At 46.7% G+C, this 23,101-nt stretch carries 20 protein-coding genes and 1 riboswitch; of the genes, 6 read left to right on the top strand and 14 right to left on the bottom strand.

Annotated elements, in window-relative coordinates:
- Nucleotides 1-15 precede the first annotated feature (15 nt).
- A riboswitch (cobalamin riboswitch) is annotated at nt 16-209 on the bottom strand.
- Nucleotides 210-664: 455 nt separating this feature from the next.
- The 4 genes from ACLWMH_RS06330 to secG are packed head-to-tail and all read left to right on the top strand — an operon-like array spanning nt 665 to nt 3,645.
- The gene (locus ACLWMH_RS06330; RefSeq protein ID WP_411915863.1) at nt 665-1,942 is read left to right on the top strand and encodes a sigma-54 interaction domain-containing protein; all 1,278 of its coding nucleotides are present in this window, start codon (nt 665-667) and stop codon (nt 1,940-1,942) included.
- Nucleotides 1,926-2,576, top strand: a complete 651-nt coding sequence (lptE, locus tag ACLWMH_RS06335) for an LPS assembly lipoprotein LptE (protein WP_411915864.1) — start codon at nt 1,926-1,928, stop codon at nt 2,574-2,576. The genes ACLWMH_RS06330 and lptE overlap by 17 nt, the downstream gene beginning before the upstream one ends.
- The gene (locus ACLWMH_RS06340) at nt 2,577-3,266 is read left to right on the top strand and encodes a hypothetical protein (protein ID WP_411915865.1); all 690 of its coding nucleotides are present in this window, start codon (nt 2,577-2,579) and stop codon (nt 3,264-3,266) included.
- A gap of 7 nt (nt 3,267-3,273) precedes the next feature.
- Nucleotides 3,274-3,645 (top strand): preprotein translocase subunit SecG, encoded by a 372-nt coding sequence (secG, locus tag ACLWMH_RS06345; RefSeq protein ID WP_411915866.1) that lies wholly within the window; start codon nt 3,274-3,276, stop codon nt 3,643-3,645.
- A gap of 183 nt (nt 3,646-3,828) precedes the next feature.
- On the opposite strand, the gene ACLWMH_RS06350 is transcribed toward secG, so the two are convergent.
- From ACLWMH_RS06350 to ACLWMH_RS06400, 11 genes are all read right to left on the bottom strand, one after another.
- Nucleotides 3,829-6,957 carry an SbcC/MukB-like Walker B domain-containing protein gene (locus tag ACLWMH_RS06350; protein ID WP_411915867.1) on the bottom strand — a complete coding sequence of 1,043 codons (3,129 nt, stop codon included), beginning with the start codon at nt 6,955-6,957 and terminating at the stop codon, nt 3,829-3,831.
- On the bottom strand, nt 6,954-8,150 hold the full coding sequence (locus ACLWMH_RS06355; protein ID WP_411915868.1) for an exonuclease SbcCD subunit D: 1,197 nt from the start codon (nt 8,148-8,150) through the stop codon (nt 6,954-6,956). The genes ACLWMH_RS06350 and ACLWMH_RS06355 overlap by 4 nt, the downstream gene beginning before the upstream one ends.
- 141 nt (nt 8,151-8,291) lie before the next feature.
- Nucleotides 8,292-9,179, bottom strand: coding sequence for a diacylglycerol/lipid kinase family protein (locus tag ACLWMH_RS06360; protein WP_411915869.1), 888 nt, complete (start codon nt 9,177-9,179; stop codon nt 8,292-8,294).
- Between the two features lie 7 nt (nt 9,180-9,186).
- Entirely contained in the window at nt 9,187-9,678 is a 492-nt protein-coding gene (gene queF / locus ACLWMH_RS06365; protein ID WP_411915870.1) for a preQ(1) synthase, read from the bottom strand.
- 128 nt (nt 9,679-9,806) lie between these two features.
- Entirely contained in the window at nt 9,807-10,598 is a 792-nt protein-coding gene (locus tag ACLWMH_RS06370; RefSeq protein ID WP_411915871.1) for an RNA methyltransferase, read from the bottom strand.
- Between the two features lie 115 nt (nt 10,599-10,713).
- Entirely contained in the window at nt 10,714-11,478 is a 765-nt protein-coding gene (locus tag ACLWMH_RS06375; protein WP_411915872.1) for a biotin--[acetyl-CoA-carboxylase] ligase, read from the bottom strand.
- The gene (locus ACLWMH_RS06380; protein WP_411915873.1) at nt 11,459-11,842 is read right to left on the bottom strand and encodes an MmcQ/YjbR family DNA-binding protein; all 384 of its coding nucleotides are present in this window, start codon (nt 11,840-11,842) and stop codon (nt 11,459-11,461) included. Before ACLWMH_RS06380 ends, ACLWMH_RS06375 begins: the two co-directional genes overlap by 20 nt.
- 33 nt (nt 11,843-11,875) lie before the next feature.
- Nucleotides 11,876-12,829 carry an NAD-dependent epimerase/dehydratase family protein gene (locus ACLWMH_RS06385; protein ID WP_411915874.1) on the bottom strand — a complete coding sequence of 318 codons (954 nt, stop codon included), beginning with the start codon at nt 12,827-12,829 and terminating at the stop codon, nt 11,876-11,878.
- 88 nt (nt 12,830-12,917) lie between these two features.
- On the bottom strand, nt 12,918-13,847 hold the full coding sequence (locus ACLWMH_RS06390) for a LysR family transcriptional regulator (protein WP_411915875.1): 930 nt from the start codon (nt 13,845-13,847) through the stop codon (nt 12,918-12,920).
- A 15-nt stretch (nt 13,848-13,862) separates the two neighbouring features.
- Nucleotides 13,863-14,459 carry a DedA family protein gene (locus ACLWMH_RS06395; protein WP_411916238.1) on the bottom strand — a complete coding sequence of 199 codons (597 nt, stop codon included), beginning with the start codon at nt 14,457-14,459 and terminating at the stop codon, nt 13,863-13,865.
- Nucleotides 14,460-14,550: 91 nt separating this feature from the next.
- The gene (locus ACLWMH_RS06400; protein WP_411916239.1) at nt 14,551-16,263 is read right to left on the bottom strand and encodes a glutamine--tRNA ligase/YqeY domain fusion protein; all 1,713 of its coding nucleotides are present in this window, start codon (nt 16,261-16,263) and stop codon (nt 14,551-14,553) included.
- A gap of 253 nt (nt 16,264-16,516) precedes the next feature.
- Between ACLWMH_RS06400 and ACLWMH_RS06405 the strand changes: the two genes are divergently transcribed.
- Both ACLWMH_RS06405 and ACLWMH_RS06410 read left to right on the top strand, forming a co-directional pair.
- On the top strand, nt 16,517-17,014 hold the full coding sequence (locus tag ACLWMH_RS06405; protein ID WP_411915876.1) for a flavodoxin: 498 nt from the start codon (nt 16,517-16,519) through the stop codon (nt 17,012-17,014).
- Between the two features lie 16 nt (nt 17,015-17,030).
- Nucleotides 17,031-17,408, top strand: coding sequence for a DUF2023 family protein (locus ACLWMH_RS06410; RefSeq protein ID WP_411915877.1), 378 nt, complete (start codon nt 17,031-17,033; stop codon nt 17,406-17,408).
- Between the two features lie 205 nt (nt 17,409-17,613).
- Here the strand turns inward: ACLWMH_RS06410 and ACLWMH_RS06415 are convergent, their stop codons facing one another.
- From ACLWMH_RS06415 to ACLWMH_RS06425, 3 genes are read right to left on the bottom strand one after another with little or no spacing between them, the layout of a single operon-like run.
- On the bottom strand, nt 17,614-19,956 hold the full coding sequence (locus ACLWMH_RS06415) for a DUF5686 family protein (protein WP_411915878.1): 2,343 nt from the start codon (nt 19,954-19,956) through the stop codon (nt 17,614-17,616).
- Nucleotides 19,953-21,398, bottom strand: coding sequence for an RNA polymerase factor sigma-54 (gene rpoN, locus ACLWMH_RS06420; protein WP_411915879.1), 1,446 nt, complete (start codon nt 21,396-21,398; stop codon nt 19,953-19,955). Before rpoN ends, ACLWMH_RS06415 begins: the two co-directional genes overlap by 4 nt.
- A gap of 5 nt (nt 21,399-21,403) precedes the next feature.
- Nucleotides 21,404-22,726, bottom strand: coding sequence for a UDP-N-acetylmuramoyl-tripeptide--D-alanyl-D-alanine ligase (locus ACLWMH_RS06425; RefSeq protein WP_411915880.1), 1,323 nt, complete (start codon nt 22,724-22,726; stop codon nt 21,404-21,406).
- Nucleotides 22,727-23,101: the final 375 nt, after the last annotated feature.

Genomic DNA, 23,101 nt, shown 5'->3' on the forward strand with positions numbered 1-23,101 from the left:
TCGAAGGCATTCGGTGGCAATTCATCTCTGACGGCAGGTCTTCTGACTCTTCACCTCTTGCTTGACTCCCTTCCCCTGAATAGTATTCCCTACACAGAGTGGGTGTTTGGATGACGCCAAGCCGTCCACAGTGAAACACAGCAGCGGGACTGTCCGGGAGTTGCACCCGATTCCCTTTTCATCGCCTGACCCTCGTGAGTAGTGAGAGCAGCAGATACTTCCTCCTTCTGAAGCTGTCTTGCGGAAAGCAAGCAAGCGACACCGCCTATGAATTCCTCGCAAAGGTAGTAAATAATCTGATATTCTGATATATTATTCGAGTGCCTTCACCCCTTTCTCTGGTTAGGTTATTTCTCTGCTCAGCTTTTTTATCCCAACCTTTTTCTCAAAACCCTATAGCCTTTTTGCAGAAACCCTATAGCCTTTTTGCGAAAACCCTATAGCCTTTTTTCTACTTTTACGGTAGGGATCGTCACGCATGTTCTATACCGACACAGCACTCCACTTGTCTACACACCGAAATACTAAAAAGCGCATTCGCCGATTCTCTTCATACATTTGTGCTTATCTCTCTATTTCTCAGCGAATAAGAGACAAAAAAAGAGTGCACCAAAGATGGTTTCCGATCAGAATATTTGCAGGAATGTAGTACCTTTGCAGCAATATGATTGCGGACATACAGCAGATAAAACAGCGCTTCGGCATTATCGGCAATGACCTCAGATTCAACGAGGCTATACGCGTTGCTTATCAAGTAGCGCCTACCGATATGAGTGTGCTGATCATGGGAGAAAGCGGAGTGGGTAAGGAGTTCTTTCCTAAGATCATCCACGCCTATTCGCAACGCAAGCATGGACGTTATATAGCGGTCAATTGCGGTGCCATTCCCGAAGGCACTATTGACTCGGAGCTTTTTGGGCATAAGAAGGGAGCCTTCACGGGAGCTATAGCTGATCGCAAAGGGTACTTTGAAGAGGCTGATAAAGGCACTATTTTCTTGGATGAAATAGGCGAGCTTCCTTTAGCTACACAGGCACGGCTGCTTCGTGTACTGGAGAGTGGGGAATTCATCCCCGTAGGAGCCAGTTTCCCCTCTAAAACGGACGTGCGCATTGTGGCCGCAACTAATGTGAAGCTTAAGGACGCAGTCGCAAAGGGCAAGTTTCGCGAGGATCTGTACTACCGACTCAATACGGTACCCATCCATGTTCCTCCACTGAGAGAGCGAGACGAGGATGTGCCTCTCCTATTCCGCTGGTTTGCAAGCGACAACGCTACCAAATACGGCATACCCCCTATCACCCCCACTGAAGATGCTTTGCTCATGCTCAAGCACTATTCGTGGCCCGGCAATATACGGGAGCTTCGCAATCTGGTGGATCGCATCAGCTTATTGGAAGCGGATAGGACGATTGATGCCTCAGTCCTCAAAAAGTATCTCTCTTTAGATCCCAAAGGGGACTTACACCCCATACCCTACCGTCAGCCGGAGGTAGGTGATGCGCAGGGCTTCTCCAACGAACGCGAGATACTCTATACAGTGCTCTTCGACATGCAGCGCAAGCTCAGCGAACTTACCAAGCAGGTAAACGAGATGAGTGAGCATGGCGATGAAAAATCATCTCTATCGCATCCCATAGACACTACACCGATTCACACGCAGCTCCTACCGGAGTCCGAAAGCATAACCGGCATGTCGCTTCCGCTTAACCTACATCACCTACATACCGAAGATGCGGAAGAGACTGAAGCGAGTGAAGAGATGCGCGAAGACGCCATCCTCGACTGGTTTAAAGACATGACGCTGCAGGAGATCGAGAAGAAGATCATAATGCGCACTTTAGAGCGCAACAATGGTGTAAAATCCAAAACAGCTGAGGAACTTGGCATTGCCGACAGAACACTTTCCAGAAGACTCAAAGAGTATGAAGTGGATCTATAACGCACTGCCTACAAGCCTTTTGCGTAATACTTCGTTTGCAGTATCCGGGGGCAATCTTTTGGTGCTGCGCCTAAAGCGTTGCGCCACATCGCTTTGGAAAAGGATTGGCTCTTGCCATTTGCTCGCTTTTTCAAAGATTTCACTTATGGGAATCCTTCTAACGGTCGGCACATCCGGCTGCCGCATTTCTTATAGCTTTAGCGGCTCTTCCATTGATTACAATGAGATTCGTACTTTTTCAATCGAAGACTTTGCCAATCGTGCCGCCTTAGTGTATCCTCCTGCTGCGCCACAAGTAACCGAACAGCTTCGCCGACTATATAAGCAGCAAACTCGCTTGGAAGAGGTATCGTCTGATGGAGACTTTGCTTTGGAAGGGGCTATCGTGGGCTATGATCTGGCACCCATTGCCGTACAGGAAGACGCCTTTGCATCCATGACACGCTTTACGCTGACCATCTCGGTGCACTTTGACAACAAGGCCAATCCGAAGAAAAGTTTTACACGCAACTTCTCTGCCTATTCGGATTTCGATAGTAGCAGCTTATTCTCATCCGTACAGGATGGATTGCTTAAACAACTCATTGAAGATATCACCAAACAGATCTTCAATGCTACTGCGGAGGACTGGTAAATGACGCTAAAGAGCTTAACGGACTACCTGACGCACCCTGAGCGTCTCTCTGCCGACACGCTGCCGGAGATCGAGCAGCTGGTAAACCTTTTCCCCTATTCAGCGCCATTGGTTTTTCTATACTTATACAATTTGGCCATTGTAAAAGATGTACGCTATACCGCAGAGTTGGAGCGTTGGGCTCTTTTTCTACCGGATCGGGCACTGCTCTATGGCTTAGTGGAAACTAAGATGCCGATGCCCAAAAAGGAACTTGGTGAGCCTACACAGGACGAGGGACACTTTGCGTATATAGACCGCTTTTTGGAGCAACAGGGCGATACAGTAGCCCCGGACAATACAGACCTACTGCTATCTAAGGAGGCAGTGCACACGGATTATTTAGCAATGGCAGGGCTAACGGAGCAATCGGATGAGCTGATTCCCGTTGCAGAAGAGGAAATTATCCTAAAGCAGACCACTTTCCCCCAAAAAGAGACGAATGATGAGGAAGTCCCTGATGAAGAGCCACCTCTCTTCACTGAAATACTGGCGAAAATATATGTTTCACAGGGGCGGTACGACAAAGCTTTGACAGCTTATAAGGCATTAAATGCAAAACATCCGGAGAAAAGTGTTTACTTTGCAGATCAGATACGTTTTATTGAACGTTTGATAGAAAATAAAGAAGAAACTGAAAACAACAAATAACAACAATATGTTCATTTTTCTGACCATACTTATTCTTTTAGCAGCGATTCTGTTAATACTCATTGTAGTAGTGCAAAATTCTAAAGGGGGAGGCTTGGCTGCCGGCTTTTCCGCAGGAAACCAACTTGCCGGAGTACGAAAGACAACCGACTTCTTGGAAAAAGCGACTTGGTATTTAGCCGGTGCCATCATGGTACTAAGTATTCTCTCTGCTCACTTCTTGCACGGCTCGATTGAAACAGTTGAAAAACAGGTCAATCAGCAGGTAAAGACTATTGAGGCTCCTGCGCCTGAAGCATTGCCCGACTTAGGCACAACCCCGGCAGAGACCCCGGCAACTCCTGAGGCACCTGCTACCCCTGCTGAACCGCAGCAATAAAGAGTTCTTTCCCTTATTGTCTCTAAGGGGATAAGGAGGAGGGAAAGTTTACTTTTACTTAAGATATATTCCATCTCTCATCGGTGGCCATTCCACCGATGGAGTTTTCTTGTACTATCTTCTACCCTCCCTGCGAAAATAGATAGAGGGTACTCAGAGAGTAGTGCTTGTCCTTTCAGGTTGTCAAATGTTATTGCTATCTGAGATAATGCGAAGCAGGCTCTCGCCATTCCCCTGCTTGTCTACTTCAATCCGCACGGCTACACGCTGCATAACCTCCTTAACATGCGATATGATGCCGATTTTTCGGCCGGATGCTTGAAGCACTTCAAAAGCCCCCATTGCCGTGTTGAGCGTATCCTCGTCCAAAGCCCCAAAGCCCTCATCTATAAAGAGAGAATCTATCGATATGCTCATTGAGGAGATACTGCTTAAAGCGAGGGAAAGCGCTAAGGAGACAAGGAATGTTTCTCCTCCGGAAAGAGAATTAATCGTGCGCCGCTCGCCCAACATATCTCTATCAATCACCTCCAAAAGCAGCTTGTCGGGGGTTCGTATCAGCTGATACCGAGGCGCCAGTAGGTTAAGGTATTGATTGGCATGTAGCAGTAAATAATCTAAGGTATAGCCCTGCGCAATATTATTGAATTTATACCCATCCTTAGAGCCGAAGAATCTGTTCAATTCGTCCCAACGGGCAGCATACTGCCTGGCACTCTCTATTTGGATTGCTAACTCTTTGTACGAAGCAATCGTAGCATGGTATTGCTCCAAGGTACTCTCTTTGCGGGTGATAAGCCCCATAAGCTCTTGGATATGGGTATGCCTCACATCTACCAAGTGGGCTGCTTCGCTGCGAAGAGCATCTAAGCTGTTTTGGAAGCGGGCTTGTTGGAGTCGGGGCAACTTCTCTTCAGCAGCATGTATCTCGGAGGCACGCTCTCTATAACGAGCCTTGAGCATATTCCAATCATTGGATAGGGTTGAATAGAGCTTTTCCTCTTTCTGGAGAAGGACTACATCTACTTCGGGAAAGTGCTCTTCAGCAACGCCAAAGTAGACTTCTAAAGAGAGCCGCTCCTGCTGCGTGGTATCTGCCTCCATCTTTTGATTTTTCTGCTCAGAAGAGAGCTCATTCCGTATGGCAGATAAGCGTTCGAGTAGGCTTCGCTCCTCAGTGGTAAGGGCAGTCAGTGCGTTCGTCAATTGGGTAATTAGCTCTTTCTGCGTCTTTTCCTCCTTTTGTATTGCTTCTTGATATTGCGCAACCGACGAGAAGCCCAGAAGGGGTGAAACTCCCTCTTTGCAAGCGATAAGCGTTGTACTCTTCCGATTTTTTTCATCAGTAAGAGTTGACTGAGCTTTGGCCTCCTTGTGCTTCTGTTCTAAAAGAAGGTGATATTCTTTGTCGAGGAGTTCTTTTTGTTGCTTTAGGGTGTCAATTTTTTTTAGCTTTTCCAGCCACTCGGAAGTGCGCACAGCTATTTGATCAGCATATTCTTCGAAGGGACTGGAATGGTCAATTTGTGCAATCTGCAAAAGAGCTTGGATGGCTTCTCGCTCCTGATTGATAAGTTGTAAGGCACGACTATTTGCCTGATCTTTAAGACGCTTGAGAGCGGTTAGTTCCGCATAACGCTCCTTATTGCGCTGTTGTAATTTATTGATACGCTCCTCTAAGTCTTTGCGCTTACGGATAGCCTCCTCTTCATTTTTTACCACAATGGCATGTAGTGCGGCATCCGCATGTGGATGTGTTGTACTACCGCACACCGGACAGGCCTCACCGGGTATTAGACACCGGCGTAGCTGCGCTACCGCTTCGGTAATGAAAACCGAGTAATCCTTAAGCTTTTCGGTAAGTTGCTGCTGCTCCTCTTCTTCTTCAACAAGCCTTTTGTTACTTTCAGCAATTTGTATAGACGAACGCGCCTCCTCTTTAATACACTCAACGACTTCGGAAAGTGCCAAAAGGTGTTGAGGTGCCTGATCTATATAGGGACGCTCTGCTTGATGGGCAGTGATCCATTCCTGAAGCGTAAGAACTTGAGCCTTATTGTCAGAGAGTTGACTCTGAGTATCTCGTATTTTTAGCTCTAATTTTTCTTGCTCCTTTTCGTTTTCTTGCAACTGATGGGTAAGCTCGGTTATTTGTCCACTCAGCAACGCAACCTGCCGCTCAAGGTCAGCTGCCTGCTTCAGTAAAGGCTCCTTTTCAGTATTTTGTTGCGCCCACTGAGTGAAATGGTGATTGGCCTCGTCAAGTTTCTCTTGAACATCCGCTTTGTTCGCTGAAAGCATATGAAAGCGGCTTTCCTTTTCCTGCTGCTCTTTTGTGAGCAAAGCGATGCGATTCTCTATATTCTGCAATAATCGCAGCTTGTCCTTATAGGCAAGTAGCCGCCTTAGATAGATCCGTTTGCTGACACTACCCGCCAGTGGACGGTATTGAGTAAGTAAAGTAGTAAGCTCACGCCGAGAGTCCTCCCACTGCCCAAGACGATGTATATAATCATCAATGATATAGAGTTGCGCGGAAGCGTCTTGATAAATTTTATTCGCCTTTGCCAATTGCTCTTTATCCTCCTTTATCTCGCAAGCAAGATGCTCGCAGGCCTCTTGGGAAGGCAATTCGATATGCTCGGCTCTCTGCTGCAGTTCCTTAAGGGCGGCACCTGCCTCGCTATTTCGGTTGAAGATCTCCGTGCCAATCCGGCTAAATAGCTCTGTGCCGGTAATTCGCATCAGCGTTTCGCCCTTTTCATTCTCTTTAGCAAAGAGAAAAGAGGCAAAGTCGCCTTGAGCCAACATAACCGCCTTGGTAAACTGCTCAAATGAAAGTCCGATCAGCTCCTTGATTTGTGCTAATATTTCAGTTTTGCGCCCTTGGTACTCTGTGCCTTGGGATAAGTTCACAAGGCTCATTTCCACTTGTTGCAATTGACCCGATACTTTCTTTCCGGCACGCCGCACATACCATCCGGCTTTGTAGTGAGTGCCATTCACTTCAAAGCACACTTCAGCACGGCCCTCCGCAGCTCCTCTGTGTAGAAGATTGCGAGGATCGCCATAAGAAAGCAGATTGGCACCCGGCATTTCCTCATAGACCCGCTCACTCTCGGCAGAAGCCAAACGAGGGGTATTATTATATAGTGCAAGACAAATCACGTCCAATAGAGTAGATTTGCCGGCTCCTGTAGGCCCTGTAATAGCAAATATACCACAGGAGTGCAGCGGCTCCTGTGTAAAATCCACGTCAAAGGGGTGGGCAAGTGAGGCTATATTTTCACCTAATATGCGGGTAATCCTCATACTTCTGATAAAACTTTTTGTACAGCTTCGGTAAACAGTGCCTGAGTAGCTTCCGACATTTCGGCGCCTATTCTCTTTCGATACTCAAGGCTTGCTATTTCAAGCGGATCCATTCGCTGCTCTTTGCCCGATTCGTTCGGTGAATTCTCAGGGGCTGTTGCTGCATTTCCTCTTAGAGTGGCCTTTGCCAAGCGTACATAACGATTACGGCAAAGCTGTTTGATCTTAACCTTTTCTAAGGGCGATACGGTTTCACTCTCAAGTTCGATATGCAAAAAAGGAGTGAAGGTGTCAATAGGTTTCTCCGGCTGTTGCATCATAAAAGCTTCAATATCCTGCATGCTCCCCCTTACGGTAAGAAGTGGAGCCGGAGATCGGAAATGAAGTGCCTCTACCGAAAGAGACAATTCATCCATTTCTACAAGAGTGACTCCGTGTGTATAAGTATGCTCACTAAAGTCAAATGGCATAGGACTACCCGAATATCTTATTCGCTCATCGGGTGAGATGCTATGAGGTCGGTGCAAATGTCCTAAAGCGACATACTGTATATCTTTGGGAAATACATCGGCCGATATACGCTCCGCAAGTCCTATGGAGGGGAAGAGATCCGCTTTGTCTGAGGAGAACTTTCCACCCATTACAAACAGATGAGCCATAGCAATGATAGGCAGATGATCTTTTGCTGCTTCGCTGTACAACTCAGTGATAAGGTCACTCACCCCTTGTTCGTAGCTCTTGGTCATATCATAGTCTCCTTGCCGGAGATAGGGAAGTGCTATGCAGGTAGCTACTTGCTTTCCCTGCTTATAGAGGGGAACTATAAGCTCCTTGTAATTCCGTTCACCGCTTTTAGTACGAGCAAAACAGGCAATATGGGTATTCAGTGCTGAGAGAATATCCCGAGGTGCCGAGAGTCTGAGCGCAGAGTCATGATTACCGGAAGAGATTATGATCTGTGTAGAGGGAGAAGCACTGCGTAGCCGTGCAAGGAATTCATAATATAGACGCTCTGCCTCTGCAGGAGGATTACTACTATCGAATATATCGCCACATATTAATAAGGCATCTACAGCCTTGTGCCTAACTTCATCCACAAGCCATGTGAGGAAGCACTGCTGCTCTTCCAATCGGGGCCAGTCGTATAGCCTTTTGCCCAAATGCCAGTCAGAGGTGTGAAGCAGGCGTATCATAAAAGGATGCTAAAAGGGATCTTTTGGGAAAAGACTTGACGCAACAAGACATTCTTGAGTTCCTTTGCCGAAGTGCCCTGCAGCCAACTCCCAATACCCAAAGTAACTTTTCGGATGAATTATTTTGGGAAATTCTCATCATCACTTGGCAGGCACCAACACATTGAGAGATTGTGGCACTACGCTAATCTCAATTGTCTTCCCCATAGTGAAACTCTCTCCATCCAGCTGTATTGACCCCTCCATAGCACGTTCGATAGTGATCTTAGACCCTCTAATTGACTCCAAGCGCGCATTCTTACGAATCCTCTTGGTAAAGAGCTGTATAGCCACTTGGGCTGCTTGTAATCCTTCTACAGGACGCAAAATAACTAAATCGAGCAAGCCATCAGAGGGCGATGCCCCGGGTGCTATATAGGCATTACTACCATATTGGTCTATGTTGGCACAAGTGATCAGGAGTGCTTGCCTTTTGATTGTAATATCATCTACAGTAATGAGATAGCTCTTAGGCTCAAAGCGTATATACTCGTCAATTGTGGCTTTTATGTAAGTGAAGATACCCCGAGTGACAGCATCTTCGTAACGCTCTGTAACGGCAGCATCAAAGCCTACGCCAAAAGTGCAAAAGAATGGCTTGCCATTGGCTATCCCCGTATCAATTGCCAAGCTATTTCCTTTGCGAATAATTTCAAGAGCGGCTTCCTCATTGTCAATGGGAATACCCAAAGCACGCGCCAAGCCGTTTCCACTTCCTTTCGGTATAAGTCCTAAGCGAATAGGAGTATTATAGAGCGACGCCGCAATCTCATTTATCGTTCCATCTCCCCCAACTGCAATAATAGTGTCCATTTTTTGCTCCATAGCCTCTTGCATAAGGCGCTGTGCATGCCCTGCGCCTTGTGTGTAGGTAATGTAAAGAGCATCTGCATAGGGAAGTAGAGATTGAGCGATGAGATGGGGAAGATATTCTTTGCTCCCTACTCCACTAATAGGATTGATAACCACAAGATAGCGGTGTTTGTCCATAGTAAGCTTAGGAATGGCGAGCAAGTAGTCGCCGGCGTGCTATTTCTTCGTATTCGGTACCCGGTTTCCCGTAATTACAATAGGGTTTAATGCTAATGCCTCCCCGCGGTACAAAATCTCCCATAACCTCTATATACTTGGGTTCCATGAGACGAATAAGGTCATCCATAATAATGTTGACACAATCTTCATGGAATGCACCATGAGAGCGAAAGCTGAAAAGATATAATTTGAGGCTCTTACTCTCTACCATACGCTCCCCCGGTATGTAATCGATGTATATCGTAGCAAAGTCCGGTTGTCCGGTAATAGGACACAGAGCAGTAAATTCAGGACACACAAAGCGCACCCAATAGTCGCGATCGGGATGGCGATTGGTAAAGCATTCAAGTACGTCCGGTGCATAGTCGGGCTTTATTTCGCTCTTTCTTCCCAACTGCTTGAGCTCACTACGAAGAGGTGGCACCTCCCGAGTAGTGGCGGGCTCTTTATCTTTCATATTCTTCATCTTTGTGTTTTTAGGTCTATTGTACCACTAAGTAGGAACAAATATACTCAAATATTGCCGTCAAAGGCAAGGAGAAGGGAGAGCTACCCCTGCATTTAGGTAAGTGTAGCTTACAGTGTCTACTCAGCAATCTTGGATAGCATAATAGCCGCAGCAACCGCCACATTAAGCGATTCGCCATGTTGCTCCGATGCACTATAAGGGGGTATAGTCACTGCTTGGGTTATATATGGCTGCAGGATGGGGGAAATTCCTTTTCCCTCATTCCCCATAATGATAAGCGCAGGATCATCGGGAGAGGGAAGCGTGCATTGGGATAAGGGAGTACCCTCCAAAAAAGTGCCGATGATCGGGACGTTTTGTTCCATAATGGCTTTCCAAAGAGGAGAGTCAGCGTCTATTCGCCGGAGTTGAATTCTCGCTAAAGCCCCCATTGTAGCCTGTACGACTTTGGGTGCAAAGCAGTCTGCCGTTCCCTCAGTCATCCAAATATCTCGTATACCGAACCAGTCGGCAGTTCTAAGGATAGTGCCCACATTACCGGGGTCTTGTACACAGTCCAACAGCAAGGTACAGCGCATAGGTAGTTGGGTGGCAACCTCCGGCTCCCGATAATGAAAGAGTGCAAGCAAAGGGCGCGGAGACTTCTGCATACTAATTGCGCTGAAATCATAGTGAGTAGGGAGTACAATCAAACGCTCTATTCGTCCCTTTTGCGACTCCGATAAGGCAATATCTTGTATAGAAGCCTCAGAAGCAACGAGCAAAGCACAAGAGAAGCGAGTAAGCAAATCCGTTATTAGCTTGGGGCCCTCTGCCACAAAAAGCCCCTCTTTACGACGATTCTTAGCGAGAGCTAAATGGCGTATTAGCTTACTGTCTTGCCTACTTAACGAATTCTCTTGCTTCATCAATCCTTTAACTCAATGATACGAAATTACACTATTCTCTCCTAACAAGAGGATACAATAAACAAAACCCTTAAAAGAGCATTGCTTGAAAGCTGCAAAGCCATTGCAAAAGCTCTCATAGATAGGCAACCTCCTTGAAAGCAAAGCGGATTTCCTCCCCCTTCTCTGTAACAATGCGTAACCGGCCGTCCTCTGCTATCCCTACAATGGAGCCTTCAAAACACGCTCCGTTAGCTGTATTACGGAAAGTACTCTTTCGCTGCATCCTGTACAAGTGCTGCAAATAGCTTTGATGCAGCAGCTTTCTCCCCCGGCTCTTGCAGAGATCGGGATACAACGCTGTGAGCTGCCTCTTAAATGCTCTTTCCACATCAGCTAAGGAGAGCACAGAGCCTACAATCTGCATCATGCTTATTGGGTTGGGAATATCGGAGGGAAACTTTGGCTCATTTACATTTAAGCCGACACCAATCACTGAATAAAAGATTTGATCTTGCTCCAAAGTATGTGAAATCAGAATACCTGCAAGCTTATTGTCCCCATAATAAAGATCATTGGGCCACTTAATCGAAAGCAACTCAGGTCTGGGGAGATAGGCGGCTACCGCTTGCCGAAGCGACAAAGCGACCCACTCTGATACGCTCCACCCCTCCGATATATGTAACCCCGCTCCTTGAATCAAGAAGGAGGGTATTAGCGAGGCGCCCGGAGTAGAGTACCAACTGTTGCCTTGCTGTCCTCGCCCTGCCGTTTGATATTCGGCTGCCACATAGGCTCCCGAGGGAAGCGTTGGCTGTTGCTCCTTGAGCTTTATAAGGAAAGTATAGGTACTCTCAATAGCCTCAACCGGACGAATATCCTTAAAAGTCAATGGGTACATACGCTACATCACTTAAAGAGGGATATAGTGCCTGCTTACTTTTGGGTTGCTTCAGCACAACAAGCGAATAGGAATGCTCTACTAATTTATAGATCTCATCTACTCGAAGATCTCTATCCAAAAAAAGTTTAATCCAGTGCTTCTTATTGAACGTAGGCTCTATTGCACTAAAGCGTTCTGCCAAAGAGGGTGCAATTTCCGGATCACACTTAAGGCAAATCGACTCCTCTTCATCCAAAAGGAAAGAAAAGCAAAAGATCTTACCCATCACCTTAAAAACCAACACACCATCACCGAAAGGAAACCCTTCTGTAGTTTCCTTCAGCGACAGTGCGTAGTCTCTTATCTGCATGATATCAGCCATCCTTTCAAATATGGAGGGCCTGCAGCCTCAATACTATTTTTTCAAACGCGCAGACAGGATACGGATCATATCCTCACTCATCGTATCCAAGTCATATTCAGGAGCCCAGCCCCACTCGTTGCGCGCACAGCTATCATCCATCTTATTAGGCCAGCTATCTGCAATGCCCTGACGTAAGGGGTCTACATCGTAAGTCATTTCAAAGTTGGGGATCAACTTCTTAATAGCTGCACAAATATGCTCAGGCGCAAAGCTCATAGAGGTAATATTGAAGGAGTTACGATGCACCAGTTTATCGGGATCTGCTTCCATAAGGTCTATAGCAGCACGAAGAGCATCCGGCATGTACATCATATCCATATAGGTACCCTTCTTGATAGGACAGGTAAACTTACCCTCCTTAACTGCAGCATAGTATATTTCCACAGCATAGTCTGTAGTACCTCCACCGGGCAATGTCACATTGGAAATTAGACCGGGGAAGCGTACTGAACGCGTATCTACACCAAAGCGCTTGAAATAATAATCGCTAAGCAACTCACCGGACACCTTGGTCACCCCATACATAGTCTTAGGACGCTGGATCGTATCTTGTGGCGTATTGTCATGCGGTGTATTCTCTCCAAATGCTCCAATAGAACTGGGAGTGAACACGGCGCACTGCTTTTCGCGCGCTACCTCCAACACATTGAATAAGCCACCCAAACCGATATGCCATGCCAGCTGTGGTTTAGCCTCAGCCACAGCACTCAGCAGCGCTGCTAAGTTATAGATTCGATTGATATGATACTTATCAACTGCCGCTGCAATAGCCTGAGCATCGGTAATATCCACTATTTCCGATGGTCCTGACTCCAAAAGCTCGCCCTTAGGAGGCATTGAGGGAATATACCCTGCTACTACGTTTTGTGCACCATAGTGTGCGCGTAATTTCATTGTTAGCTCGCTACCGATCTGTCCGGTAGAGCCAATCACTAAGATATTCATATTTTTGCCGGTTATTAAATCGTCTAATTCTCCAATGCGTGGCTTACCACATCTGGGTATCCACTCTGCAAAATTAGCTATATATTTACTATTTAGCTAAGCTTTGCTCACGGGCAAGGGTAAGCATCTCCTCAGGCACGGCTGCCCGAAGTGTTTGTGTCATAGCTTGCAAAATACGCTCTCTCATATAGTCCTTTCGGTAAACAAGCCATATAGCTCTTGCTGGCCGCGGTATAGCAAAGCGCTTTACTAAAGCTTTTTGCTCACTACTCAGGTAAAGCTCTGCCAGTGCAGGGATAAAAGTCAAGCCATGCCCCGACTCAACTAAGTGCATAAAGCCCGCTATACTACCCTCTTTATACGAGATGGGAAACTTGCTGCGCTGCGAAAGCTGGCAGAAGCGTAACAGTTGGTCCCTAAAGCAATGCCCTTCTGCCAATAACCAAAGCTTATCTGCAATGATATCGCTACTAAACAGCTTATCGGGCATGTCCGTCTTATAATTGGCAGATACATATCCAAGGAACTCCTCGTAATAGAGCAAAGAGCCGTCAAAATCGTCACTCTCAGGCTCTGAAGCAATTATCGCCAGATCAATATCCCAACGGCTAAGCGCAGCGTAACACTCCTTTGTCTTAAGCTCCTTGACATTGATCTTCATCGATTTGAACTGCTCTAACCAACGGGGCAGCACCAACGGCATCAAGTAGGGAGCAATCGTAGGAAGGATACCTACATTCACTACTCCACTCAATGAATTAACCGAATCATCCACTATTCCGGAGATCTTAGAAGCCTCACTCAGTATGCGACGAGCCTGCTTCACTAACTGCTCCCCCAGAGCAGTCGTTTTGATCGGATGCTTCGTGCGATCAAAAAGCTCTACTTGCAACTCTTCCTCTAAGCGTTGTACCATCGTACTGAGGGTTGGCTGCGTTACTTTACACCGAGCAGCAGCTTTTGAGAAATGCTGTTCCTCCGCTAAAGCAACCACGTACTCCAATTGTTGTAAAGTCATAAGTCGATCTGAATATTACTCTTGTACTGACTGAGCATTTTGTCGCTTTCTCTTGTGCCTCCTTATCAACCAGATTGATAGCAGGATAGCCACGACAATCAATATTCCAAAGCCAATCCAATGGCTATAGCGAGATACGAAAGCAATCAACTCCTCACGTGAGCCTATACCGGCTATCTTGGTACCATAGTACCCTAATGCGAAGAGGACTAAAATCCAAGCTCCTGCCCCCAGTGAGGTGTAAAGGAAAAAGGGCTTTAGCTTCATCCGGGCTAATCCTGCCGGAATGGATATCAATTGTCGGATACCGGGAATAAGACGTCCTACAAAGGTCGATAGGGCTCCCTCCTTGTCAAAGTAGGCTTCTGCACGGAGTAGTTTTTCTTCACTTAAGAGCAGCATCTTACCCACCTTGGAGCGAGCAAACGAATACACAATAGGACGCCCTAAGTAGTACGAAAGTGCATAGTTGATAGCCGCACCAAGAAGACTTCCCAAGAGCGCTGAAAAGATCACTCCAAAGCCATCCAACTCACCTAAAGCAACCATCATGGCAGCCGGAGGCACAACCACTTCACTGGGGAAGGGGATAAACGAACTTTCTATGGTCATCAATAGAAAGATGGTGCCATACCCCAAGTTATCCAGACACCAACCTATGATGCCAAGAGATTCTACCGCACCCAAAACAAACCCCTTCTAATCAGCTCTTGAGCGTAACCGTACGATTGAATACCAGCTTTTCTGCCGTGGAATCTTTATCTGCTACAAAGTAACCGATACGCTGGAACTGAAGCCTCGTGCCCGGCTGTACATCCTTAGCAAACGGCTCAATTAGGGCATGGTCTATTACCTTAAGAGAATCCGGATTCAACAATTCCTCAATCGGTGTATCTCCATCGGTCTGTGGCTGCTCATCCTTAAACAGACGATCATAAAGTCGTACCTCGCATTGTATTGCTTCCTCACGTGCGATCCAATGAATGGTGCTCTTGACCTTCCTACTTGCTCCTGCCATACCGGTCAATGTATCGGGATCATACTCACAGAGCACCTCTGTTACCTTGCCATCAGCATCTTTTACACAACCTGTACAACGAATTATATAGGCATTCTTTAGGCGCACCTCGCGACCTCCGGGGGTAAGTCGAAAATACTTACTCGGAGCCTCTTCCTTAAAGTCGTCACGCTCAATCCATAGATGCTTGCTGAAGGTCATGTCATGCGTTCCGCTTGTCTCATCTTGCGGATTATTCACAGCTTGGAAAACCTCCGTTTTATCCTCCGGATAGTTAGTAATAGTCAGCTTAACTGGATCTAATACTGCGGATACTCGCGTAGCATGCTCATTGAGATCTTCCCTTATGGCATACTCCAAAAGACTTACATCAATGGTGCCTTCATACTTTGTATATCCGACTCTTTCAATAAAATTACGGATAGACTCCGGAGTATAGCCTCTGCGACGCAACCCACACAAGGTAGGCATACGGGGATCGTCCCAACCATTTACCAAACCGCTCTTCACGAGATACAGCAACTTACGCTTACTCATTACCGTATAGGTAAGGTTTAAGCGATTAAATTCGTATTGACGAGGGCGATAGCTGTCATCCTTCGGTTTTAGTAAGTCAATAAAGTAGTCGTACAAAGGACGATGAGGCACAAACTCAAGCGTACAAATCGAATGGGTGACTCCCTCAAAGTAATCGCTCTGTCCGTGGGCAAAATCGTACATGGGGTACACATGCCACTTTGTACCGGTACGATGATGCGGATACTTACTGATAATTCTATAAATAATAGGGTCGCGGAAGTGCATATTGTCTGATGCCATGTCTATTTTGGCACGCAACGTCATAGCTCCATCCTCAAACTCTCCTTTATTCATCCTCCTAAAGAGATCCAAGCTCTCCTCTCTGGGGCGATCTCTATATGGGCTATTCTGCCCGGGAGTAGTCGGAGTCCCCTTCTGTTGGGCAATTTCCTCAGCTGTCAGCTCATCTACATAAGCATGCCCTTCCATAATAAGTCGCTCTGCAAATTGATACAGCTGCTCAAAGTAATCCGATGCGTAGTACACATTGGCAAAATTAAATCCCAACCAATGTATATCCTCCATAATGGCATCTACATACTCCTGATCCTCCTTAACCGGATTAGTATCATCAAAGCGCAAGTTGCACACTCCTCCGTAACGCTCGGCAATACCGAAGTCAATGCACACAGCCTTGGCATGACCTATGTGTAAATACCCATTCGGCTCCGGCGGGAAACGAGTTTGTATGCGCCCATCATTTACCCCATCTCGAAGGTCTTGCTCTACTATCTGCTCAAGAAAATTCAAACTCTTTACTTCCTCCTTAGATTCTTGCGTTGTCTTTTCAGCAGGGCGTGCATTCTTTTCCTCTTTCATACTCTTTCCGTTTCCAGGTGCCTTATCCATATCCGACTATTATTTTCTGAATAACAGGTGCAAATATACTAATTCCACCCTACATCTACCTTTTATCCCTTACTTTCTTCCACTTACCCTCATTACTATTAGGTAGTAAATGGGCGACTTTCATTACTTAAGGTGATTGTTAACCCTTTTTGCGCATTATACCTTTGCATTTGAAATAATACCACTCCACAGGAGTAAGATTAGTAAAAAGATAAAAATACCTATGAAAAAGATTGGAATTTTCTATGGCTCTTCTTCCGGCACTTGCAAGGACCTTGCCGAAAAGATTGCCTCCAAATTGAATGTAGCTTCGGAAGATATTCACGATGTAGCAAGTACAGGTGCCGATGCCCTCAGTAACTACGAGATATTACTTTTGGGAAGCTCTACTTGGGGACTTGGCGATTTGCAAGACGATTGGGAGTCATTCCTACCAAAGGCAACCGCACAAAACCTCAACGGTAAAAAAGTAGGACTCTTTGGATGTGGCGACAGTCAGTCGTACAGCGATACCTTCTGCGATGCCTTGGCTACTATTAAGGCGGAATTAGCCAGTACAGGCTGCACATTTATTGGCTCTGTAAAACCGCTTAACTACAGCTACGACTCCACACACTGCGAAGAGGACGGGAAGCTCATTGGTCTACTTGCTGATGAAGTAAACGAATCCGATATGACCGAAGAGCGCATGGAAGAGTGGCTCGCTGCATTGGGTCTCTAACAAAATTCCTACTCCTATGATCTGTGTTCCCCTTGACTCATTAGAGGACACCCATACAAGTGGTGAACTCCGTGTTTTTTCGCACATGCTCTATGAGATTGAGAAGGGCATCCGACCATTAGCCCTATTTACACTCTCTACTCCGTGTGCTATTGCGGCTACGAACAAACTCTCCACTCGGCATATTGAGTGGTACGTACAGTCAGTACCGGATTCAGAGCGTAAAAATCTCTTCTTTGGAGCTTCGTCCTGCATTAAACTCATCAAAAGAGTACTTAAAGGACGCTCTTTAGCGGACCTCACTCCGGAGGAAGACTTCATCTTAGGAGCTCTCTTGGGTTACGACCTTACACGTCAGTGTGACCGCTTTAACTTGTTGCGTTCGCAATCATAACACTACATATTGCGAGCACATTTCCTTGCTCCTCAGTACAACATATTCTGTACTGAGGAGTTTTTTTATCCCCTGAAAGTGTATGTGCCTCGTTTTGCCTGATCAATGGAGCATTTGTAAGAGAGTCACACTTCCCCCATCGATAGGTGCAAATCCTTTTTCATCAAATGACTCAGATAAATAGGCAGCCGGTACAAGGGTCAGCTCAATAAGTAAATCCTATCCGAATACCCATGCGGGGTTTACCATTGCTATCGGTAGGCGTCAACTGTACAAAGTATTGACAGGAAAATAGTTGGAATATATTTTCTATTCCCGCACCCATCTCCAAATAGCAGAAGTTATGCATGGGTCGGGCAGTGCCTGACACTCTCCCCGACACATTCTGTGAAGAGGATGCATTGCCCCAATACCCGGAGAGAGCAAGCACCTCCTTGAGGCGGAGTCTGTTGACATAAGGGATTCTATTGAGTAGCAGCCCGGGCGCATGCCATGCAAAAGAGAAAGCTAACCTCCTATCTGCGACCATCTCATTAGGCTTAAGTAGCTGATACTTACTCTCTTTTCCCATCATAAAAGAGCCATTTGCTTCGGGAGTAAAGAGGTCAAATTCGTGCGTTGTACCCCACTTCCAACCCAAGGCGAGCGACATATTGACAAAGCCCGCAAACGAAAGCGGAATGCGTCTCGTATGCAGCAAATCGATGCTACAATTAGTGAATAGATTTCCGCCAAACCCTTTGGGGAAGAGATCTATATTTATGCGGTAGCACGGATTAGTAGCCATAGGATCAAACAGCAATTTATTTCCCCAAACGCCCCTCTCCAAGGTTCGATTACGGTGATACTCAGCGAATAAAGAGAGTGCGCCTTGCCGAATCCAACCGGTCATCGGACCGCCATCTTGCCAATAGATAGTTGTACCGACTGCCCTTCTTCGTTTCCATGCCACGGAGAAGCCGGCACAGAGATTTCGAGAAAAATCCTTCTCGTAGCTCAGACGGAGCAGTTGCTCGTAATACCTATTTCGCACCCCGAGATTATTGAGCGTATAGTCCAACCTATCCTTGTAGAGAGGCGCAGAGGTATTGCCGGGGATAAATAGGTCGCTATAGGCCTCAATGCTAAGAAGAGACATCGGATAATCCCATTTATACGTATGTTTAGGGGTAAAACTATAAGCCAGGTTTAGCATATACTTCGGGCGTCGATCCTTAAACCCATACGCTATGTAACCGCTTGCAAACCAATGCGGATTAAGCTTGGCCAAAGTCATCCCGCCTACCTTCATTCTAAAGCCCTCTATTGGATTGCCCGACAGCAAAGCATCAATAGGCCCCAACAGCACATAACTATCTTCGAAACGCCTTCCCCCTATGGGAACACCAATAAACCCTCTCGAAGCGAATTGCCCCCACCACACAGCACTTCGATAGTTCTTTTTCTTCCGCAGCAGGTCCATCATAATAGTGTTCTGCACGGCTAAAGGCGTCAGCGCAATGGGCCGCTCCAATAAGCCGAATCGGTTGCCTGTACGCAACGCACTAAGCCGCCTCCGCTCCGCTATGGGTAGGGAGAGAGAGGGATCAAGACGTTCGCTTTGAAGTGCCGCCTCACCAAACTCAAAATTTCTATAATGCTCCACCACTTCAGCTTGTAAATGCACCGGTATTCCCTCTAATGGGGTAAGCATGAAGGAGAGGGTCATTTGCTGAGGCAGCCACAAGGAGGGTTGACTTTCTGAGGTGTGGCTGTATCGTATCTGAAACTGATTTGACTCCGTCATATTTACCGTACTATTCTCCGGCACAGACCCCTCAAAGTATGTAATGGCCAGCGTAGTCGTATCCAAAAGCATTTTCCCTTCTATGCCCGGGTCGTAGCAATTATTGGGAGAGAATTGAATCGAATAGCATACACTGCCGGCATGCTCCACCGTATCAGCCAACAAAAAGCGATAGTACCCCAATACAGCGACTGTACTGAGCGGTCCGGGCATCTCCCGATCAAAAAGATCTATATTAGCCTCATATGGATCAATAGAGGCAAACATTTTATTGAGTGTAGCGGTAAGCAATCCCTCGTCAAACTCCTCATCAATGCCCTCTATCCGCCTACCTATCGTCGTTTCAGGCAAGATTGAGTAGCTTCGCGAGGCTCTAATGCGCTCCTCTTCACGAAGAGACACCGGCAGCTGCCTATACCCGGCGAAAAGGCTATTGTGTACCCTTATCTGCGCCGTTGTATCAGTAAAGGGCAATACATGCTCATGCTCTCGCTCTGCGAAGGAAAGGAGCGTGCGACGATACATACGATAGCTCCAATTGGCATAATGGGTCAAACGGTTATTTGGCTTTTGCGCTATGGCTCGCTTTATGATGGGTATCGCCGGATTATTACGTCGCGGTGGCAACTTGCGCTTAGCCGAAACCACCACAGTAGGCATAGTTTCATCAAAAGCATATTCACTTGAGTCAACCACAGTGGCCCATGCGTGATAATTTATAATACAAAAGAGAAATATCTGGAGCAGGATATTGTGCTTCATTCAACGATCTTGCGCTTGCTTGCAGGGGGAATAAGTAAACTATCTCGATATTTGGCTACTGTACGGCGTGCAATCGGATAACCCAGCTCGTCGAACTTTTGCGCCAAACGCTCATCCGTGAGTGGGTGCCGCTTATCCTCAGCAGCAATAAGCTCTACCAACAAGTGTTTCAAATAGTGCGTTGCCACGGGATTTCCCCATTTATCCGGAACCCCTTCGCTGAAGAAATGCTTGACCGAATAGATACCGAAATCCGTTTCCACATATTTTTCGTTACTAATCCTACTGATAGTACTTACATCGTAGCCCACCCGATCGGCAATATCCTTAAGTATTAACGGCTTCATATCCTGTGGCTCTCCACTACGGAAATAATCTTCCTGCATAGAGACTATACACTCCATCGTGTGCAGCAGCGTATTTCTCCGTCTTTCGATCATATCTATAAACCAAGAGGCATGAGATACCTGCTTGCGAATAAACTGTTGCTCGCTTCGCTTCTTCCGATTTTGCGATAGCTTTTCCTTAGAAAGTGCCAAATAGGCAGGGGATACTCGTAGATTGGGGAGGAAATCATCGTCATTGATAGAGACCACTAAATCGTCTCCAACCACATGCACCAAGAAGTCGGGTATAATTCTATTGGCAATCGCATCAAAGTCGCTTCCGAATCCGTTTCCGGGCTTCGGATTCAAGGTTTTAATCAACGCAACCGCCTCAGCAACCAGCTCTTCGCTCCAGCCCTTTTCCTCCTCTATCTTGGCAAAACGTCTTGAGGCAAAGTCATCTAAGTGGTGGGTAACAATTTCCTTTGCTACCGTTACCTCTTCAGAAGGTGCCATACGCTCCAGCTGTAGCAAAAGCACCTCCTGTAGGTTATGCCCGGCTACACCGGCAGGATCTAAGGTCTGTACCTTGCGTATTACTGCGCTAATTTCACTGTCCGACATCTCAGGGGCTCCGTTGAAAACAAGCCAATCAGAGATCTCTCTATTGGTAGCACGCAGATATCCGTCCTCCGCTATATTGCCTATTACTAAGTCGGCTATCAAGGCCTCGCGCTCTGTTAGGTTGAGAGAGGGAATCTGCTCGCGCAAGTAGTCACTCAGAAGGTTTCGGTCGCCTGTGAAATTGTTTTCGCGATAATTATCCGTATCGCTCTCATTGTAGTATTGATAGGTAGGATCCCCATAATAATCCTCATCCCTCTCCTCAGGAAGCAAATCATCGTCATGCTCTTCGGCAGGCGCTTCATTAAGGGGTTCCTCCTCCGGTTGCGGCTCATGCAAAGGCTCATCGGACTCTAAGGCGGGGTTGCGGGATATTTCATCCTTTATACGCTGCTCCATCGCCTCTATCGGAAGGGCTAATAAGCCTATCTGCTGCAAACGGCGAATATTAAGCCCCTGCTTTTGCTCTTGAGTGAGTTGCTGCTTAGCCACGACTTTTACAATACATCTAACAAGGTCTGCAGGCCAATACCATGCGAACCTTTAATCAGCACTAAGCTACCCGTAATGGGGTGCTTCTGCAATGCTTCACGAAGCATCTCCGTAGTATCAAAGAAATAGAACGGCTTCCCATACTTTTTCTTCAGGGCGCCAAAACAGCTCCCCACCGCGTACAGCGTAAAAGCTTCTTTTCTCCCTGCAAGCTGCTCCAACACAGCGGCATGCTCCTCCTCGCTTTTGCTTCCCAACTCCAGCATATCGCCCAAGATCAACACCCTCGGTTGGGCAGTAGAGAGGGCAAAAAAGCTATCAAGAGCCGCCTTCATACTCGATGGATTGGCATTGTATGCATCGATCACTAAGCGATTGCGCCGCTCAGTCTCCGCCCGCAGTTCGCTTCGATTGTTGTGTGGCTCGTAGCACTCTATCGCTTGATTGATTTGGTCCGGATCAATTCCCTTACGCAACCCTAACGCAATGGCAGCCATTACATTAGGCAAATTATAGGCCCCCACCAACTTCGTTTTTAGTGGGTAAGCACTGTTTTCCCAATGCCACACCAATTCAAGGAAAAGCCCTGTGGGAATAGCCTCTCCCCAAAGGGTATCCGCCTCCGGAGAGAGCGCGTATCTACATGCAGTCAACCCCTTAGCCTGTGCCACTAAAAGGGGGTCGGAGGAGTTGAGGAGCACCCTACCGTCATGAAGGCGAAGATAGTCATACAGCTCTGTTTTGGTGCGAATTACACCCTCATAAGAGCCGAAGCCCTCCAGGTGAGCACGCCCAATATTGGTAATAATGCCCAGGGTGGGTGCAGCAATTTCAGTCAAATAACGAATATCCCCCGGATGGGAGGCACCCGCCTCTATAACGGCCACTTGATGGGTTTCATTGAGCTTCAAGAGCGTAAGAGGCAAACCAATCTGATTGTTTAGGTTGCCCTCGGTAGCCAGCACTTTATAACGAGTACGAAGCACTGCATGACACAGCTCTTTGGTGGTCGTCTTTCCATTGGTACCTGTAATAAGCAGTACATCAATAGCGAACTGCTTGCGGTGAAAGGCAGCCAGCTGCCCTAATGCAATCTCCGTATTTTCCACATAAATACAGCGTTTGTCTGATGCCGCCACTTCGGGATTATCCACTACTGCTGCATAGGCTCCCTTATCAAGAGCCTGCCGGGCAAAGCTATTTCCGTCAAAACGCTCGCCGCGAAGTGCCCAAAAGAGCACGTTTGGCGTTACACAGCGGCTATCCGTTGTGATGCCGCTACTTGCCTTAAAGACTGCATATACCTCTTCTATCGGTGTCGCTTTCATTCCTTTTGCGTCTGGTACAACAAAGATAAACGAATTATTCCTTCCTTTCTTATTTCTTTCCCTTTGGGAGCAACCGGCCGCCCCGGGAGAAGAGCGGATAAACGGCTTCAAGATCAGCTCGGAAAAAGATCTATACCTTTCAATTAAAACATCTGTACCTTTTGAATGAAACATCTATACCTTTTGAATGAAACATCCGTATCTTTTTTGAAAAGACTTTCGACAGCAAAAAAATTTCAAGGAAGCACCACCCGGAATGAAAACACATTTTCTCAATGTATGTGCAATAAAATAGCTCATTATTAGAGGGAGGGAAAAAGATGTAGTGTCGTTTCGTGTGCAAACTCTTTTATTGTAGGTTGGAATGACTATCTT

This window comes from Porphyromonas miyakawae (assembly GCF_045865415.1).
Taxonomy (GTDB): domain Bacteria; phylum Bacteroidota; class Bacteroidia; order Bacteroidales; family Porphyromonadaceae; genus Porphyromonas; species Porphyromonas miyakawae.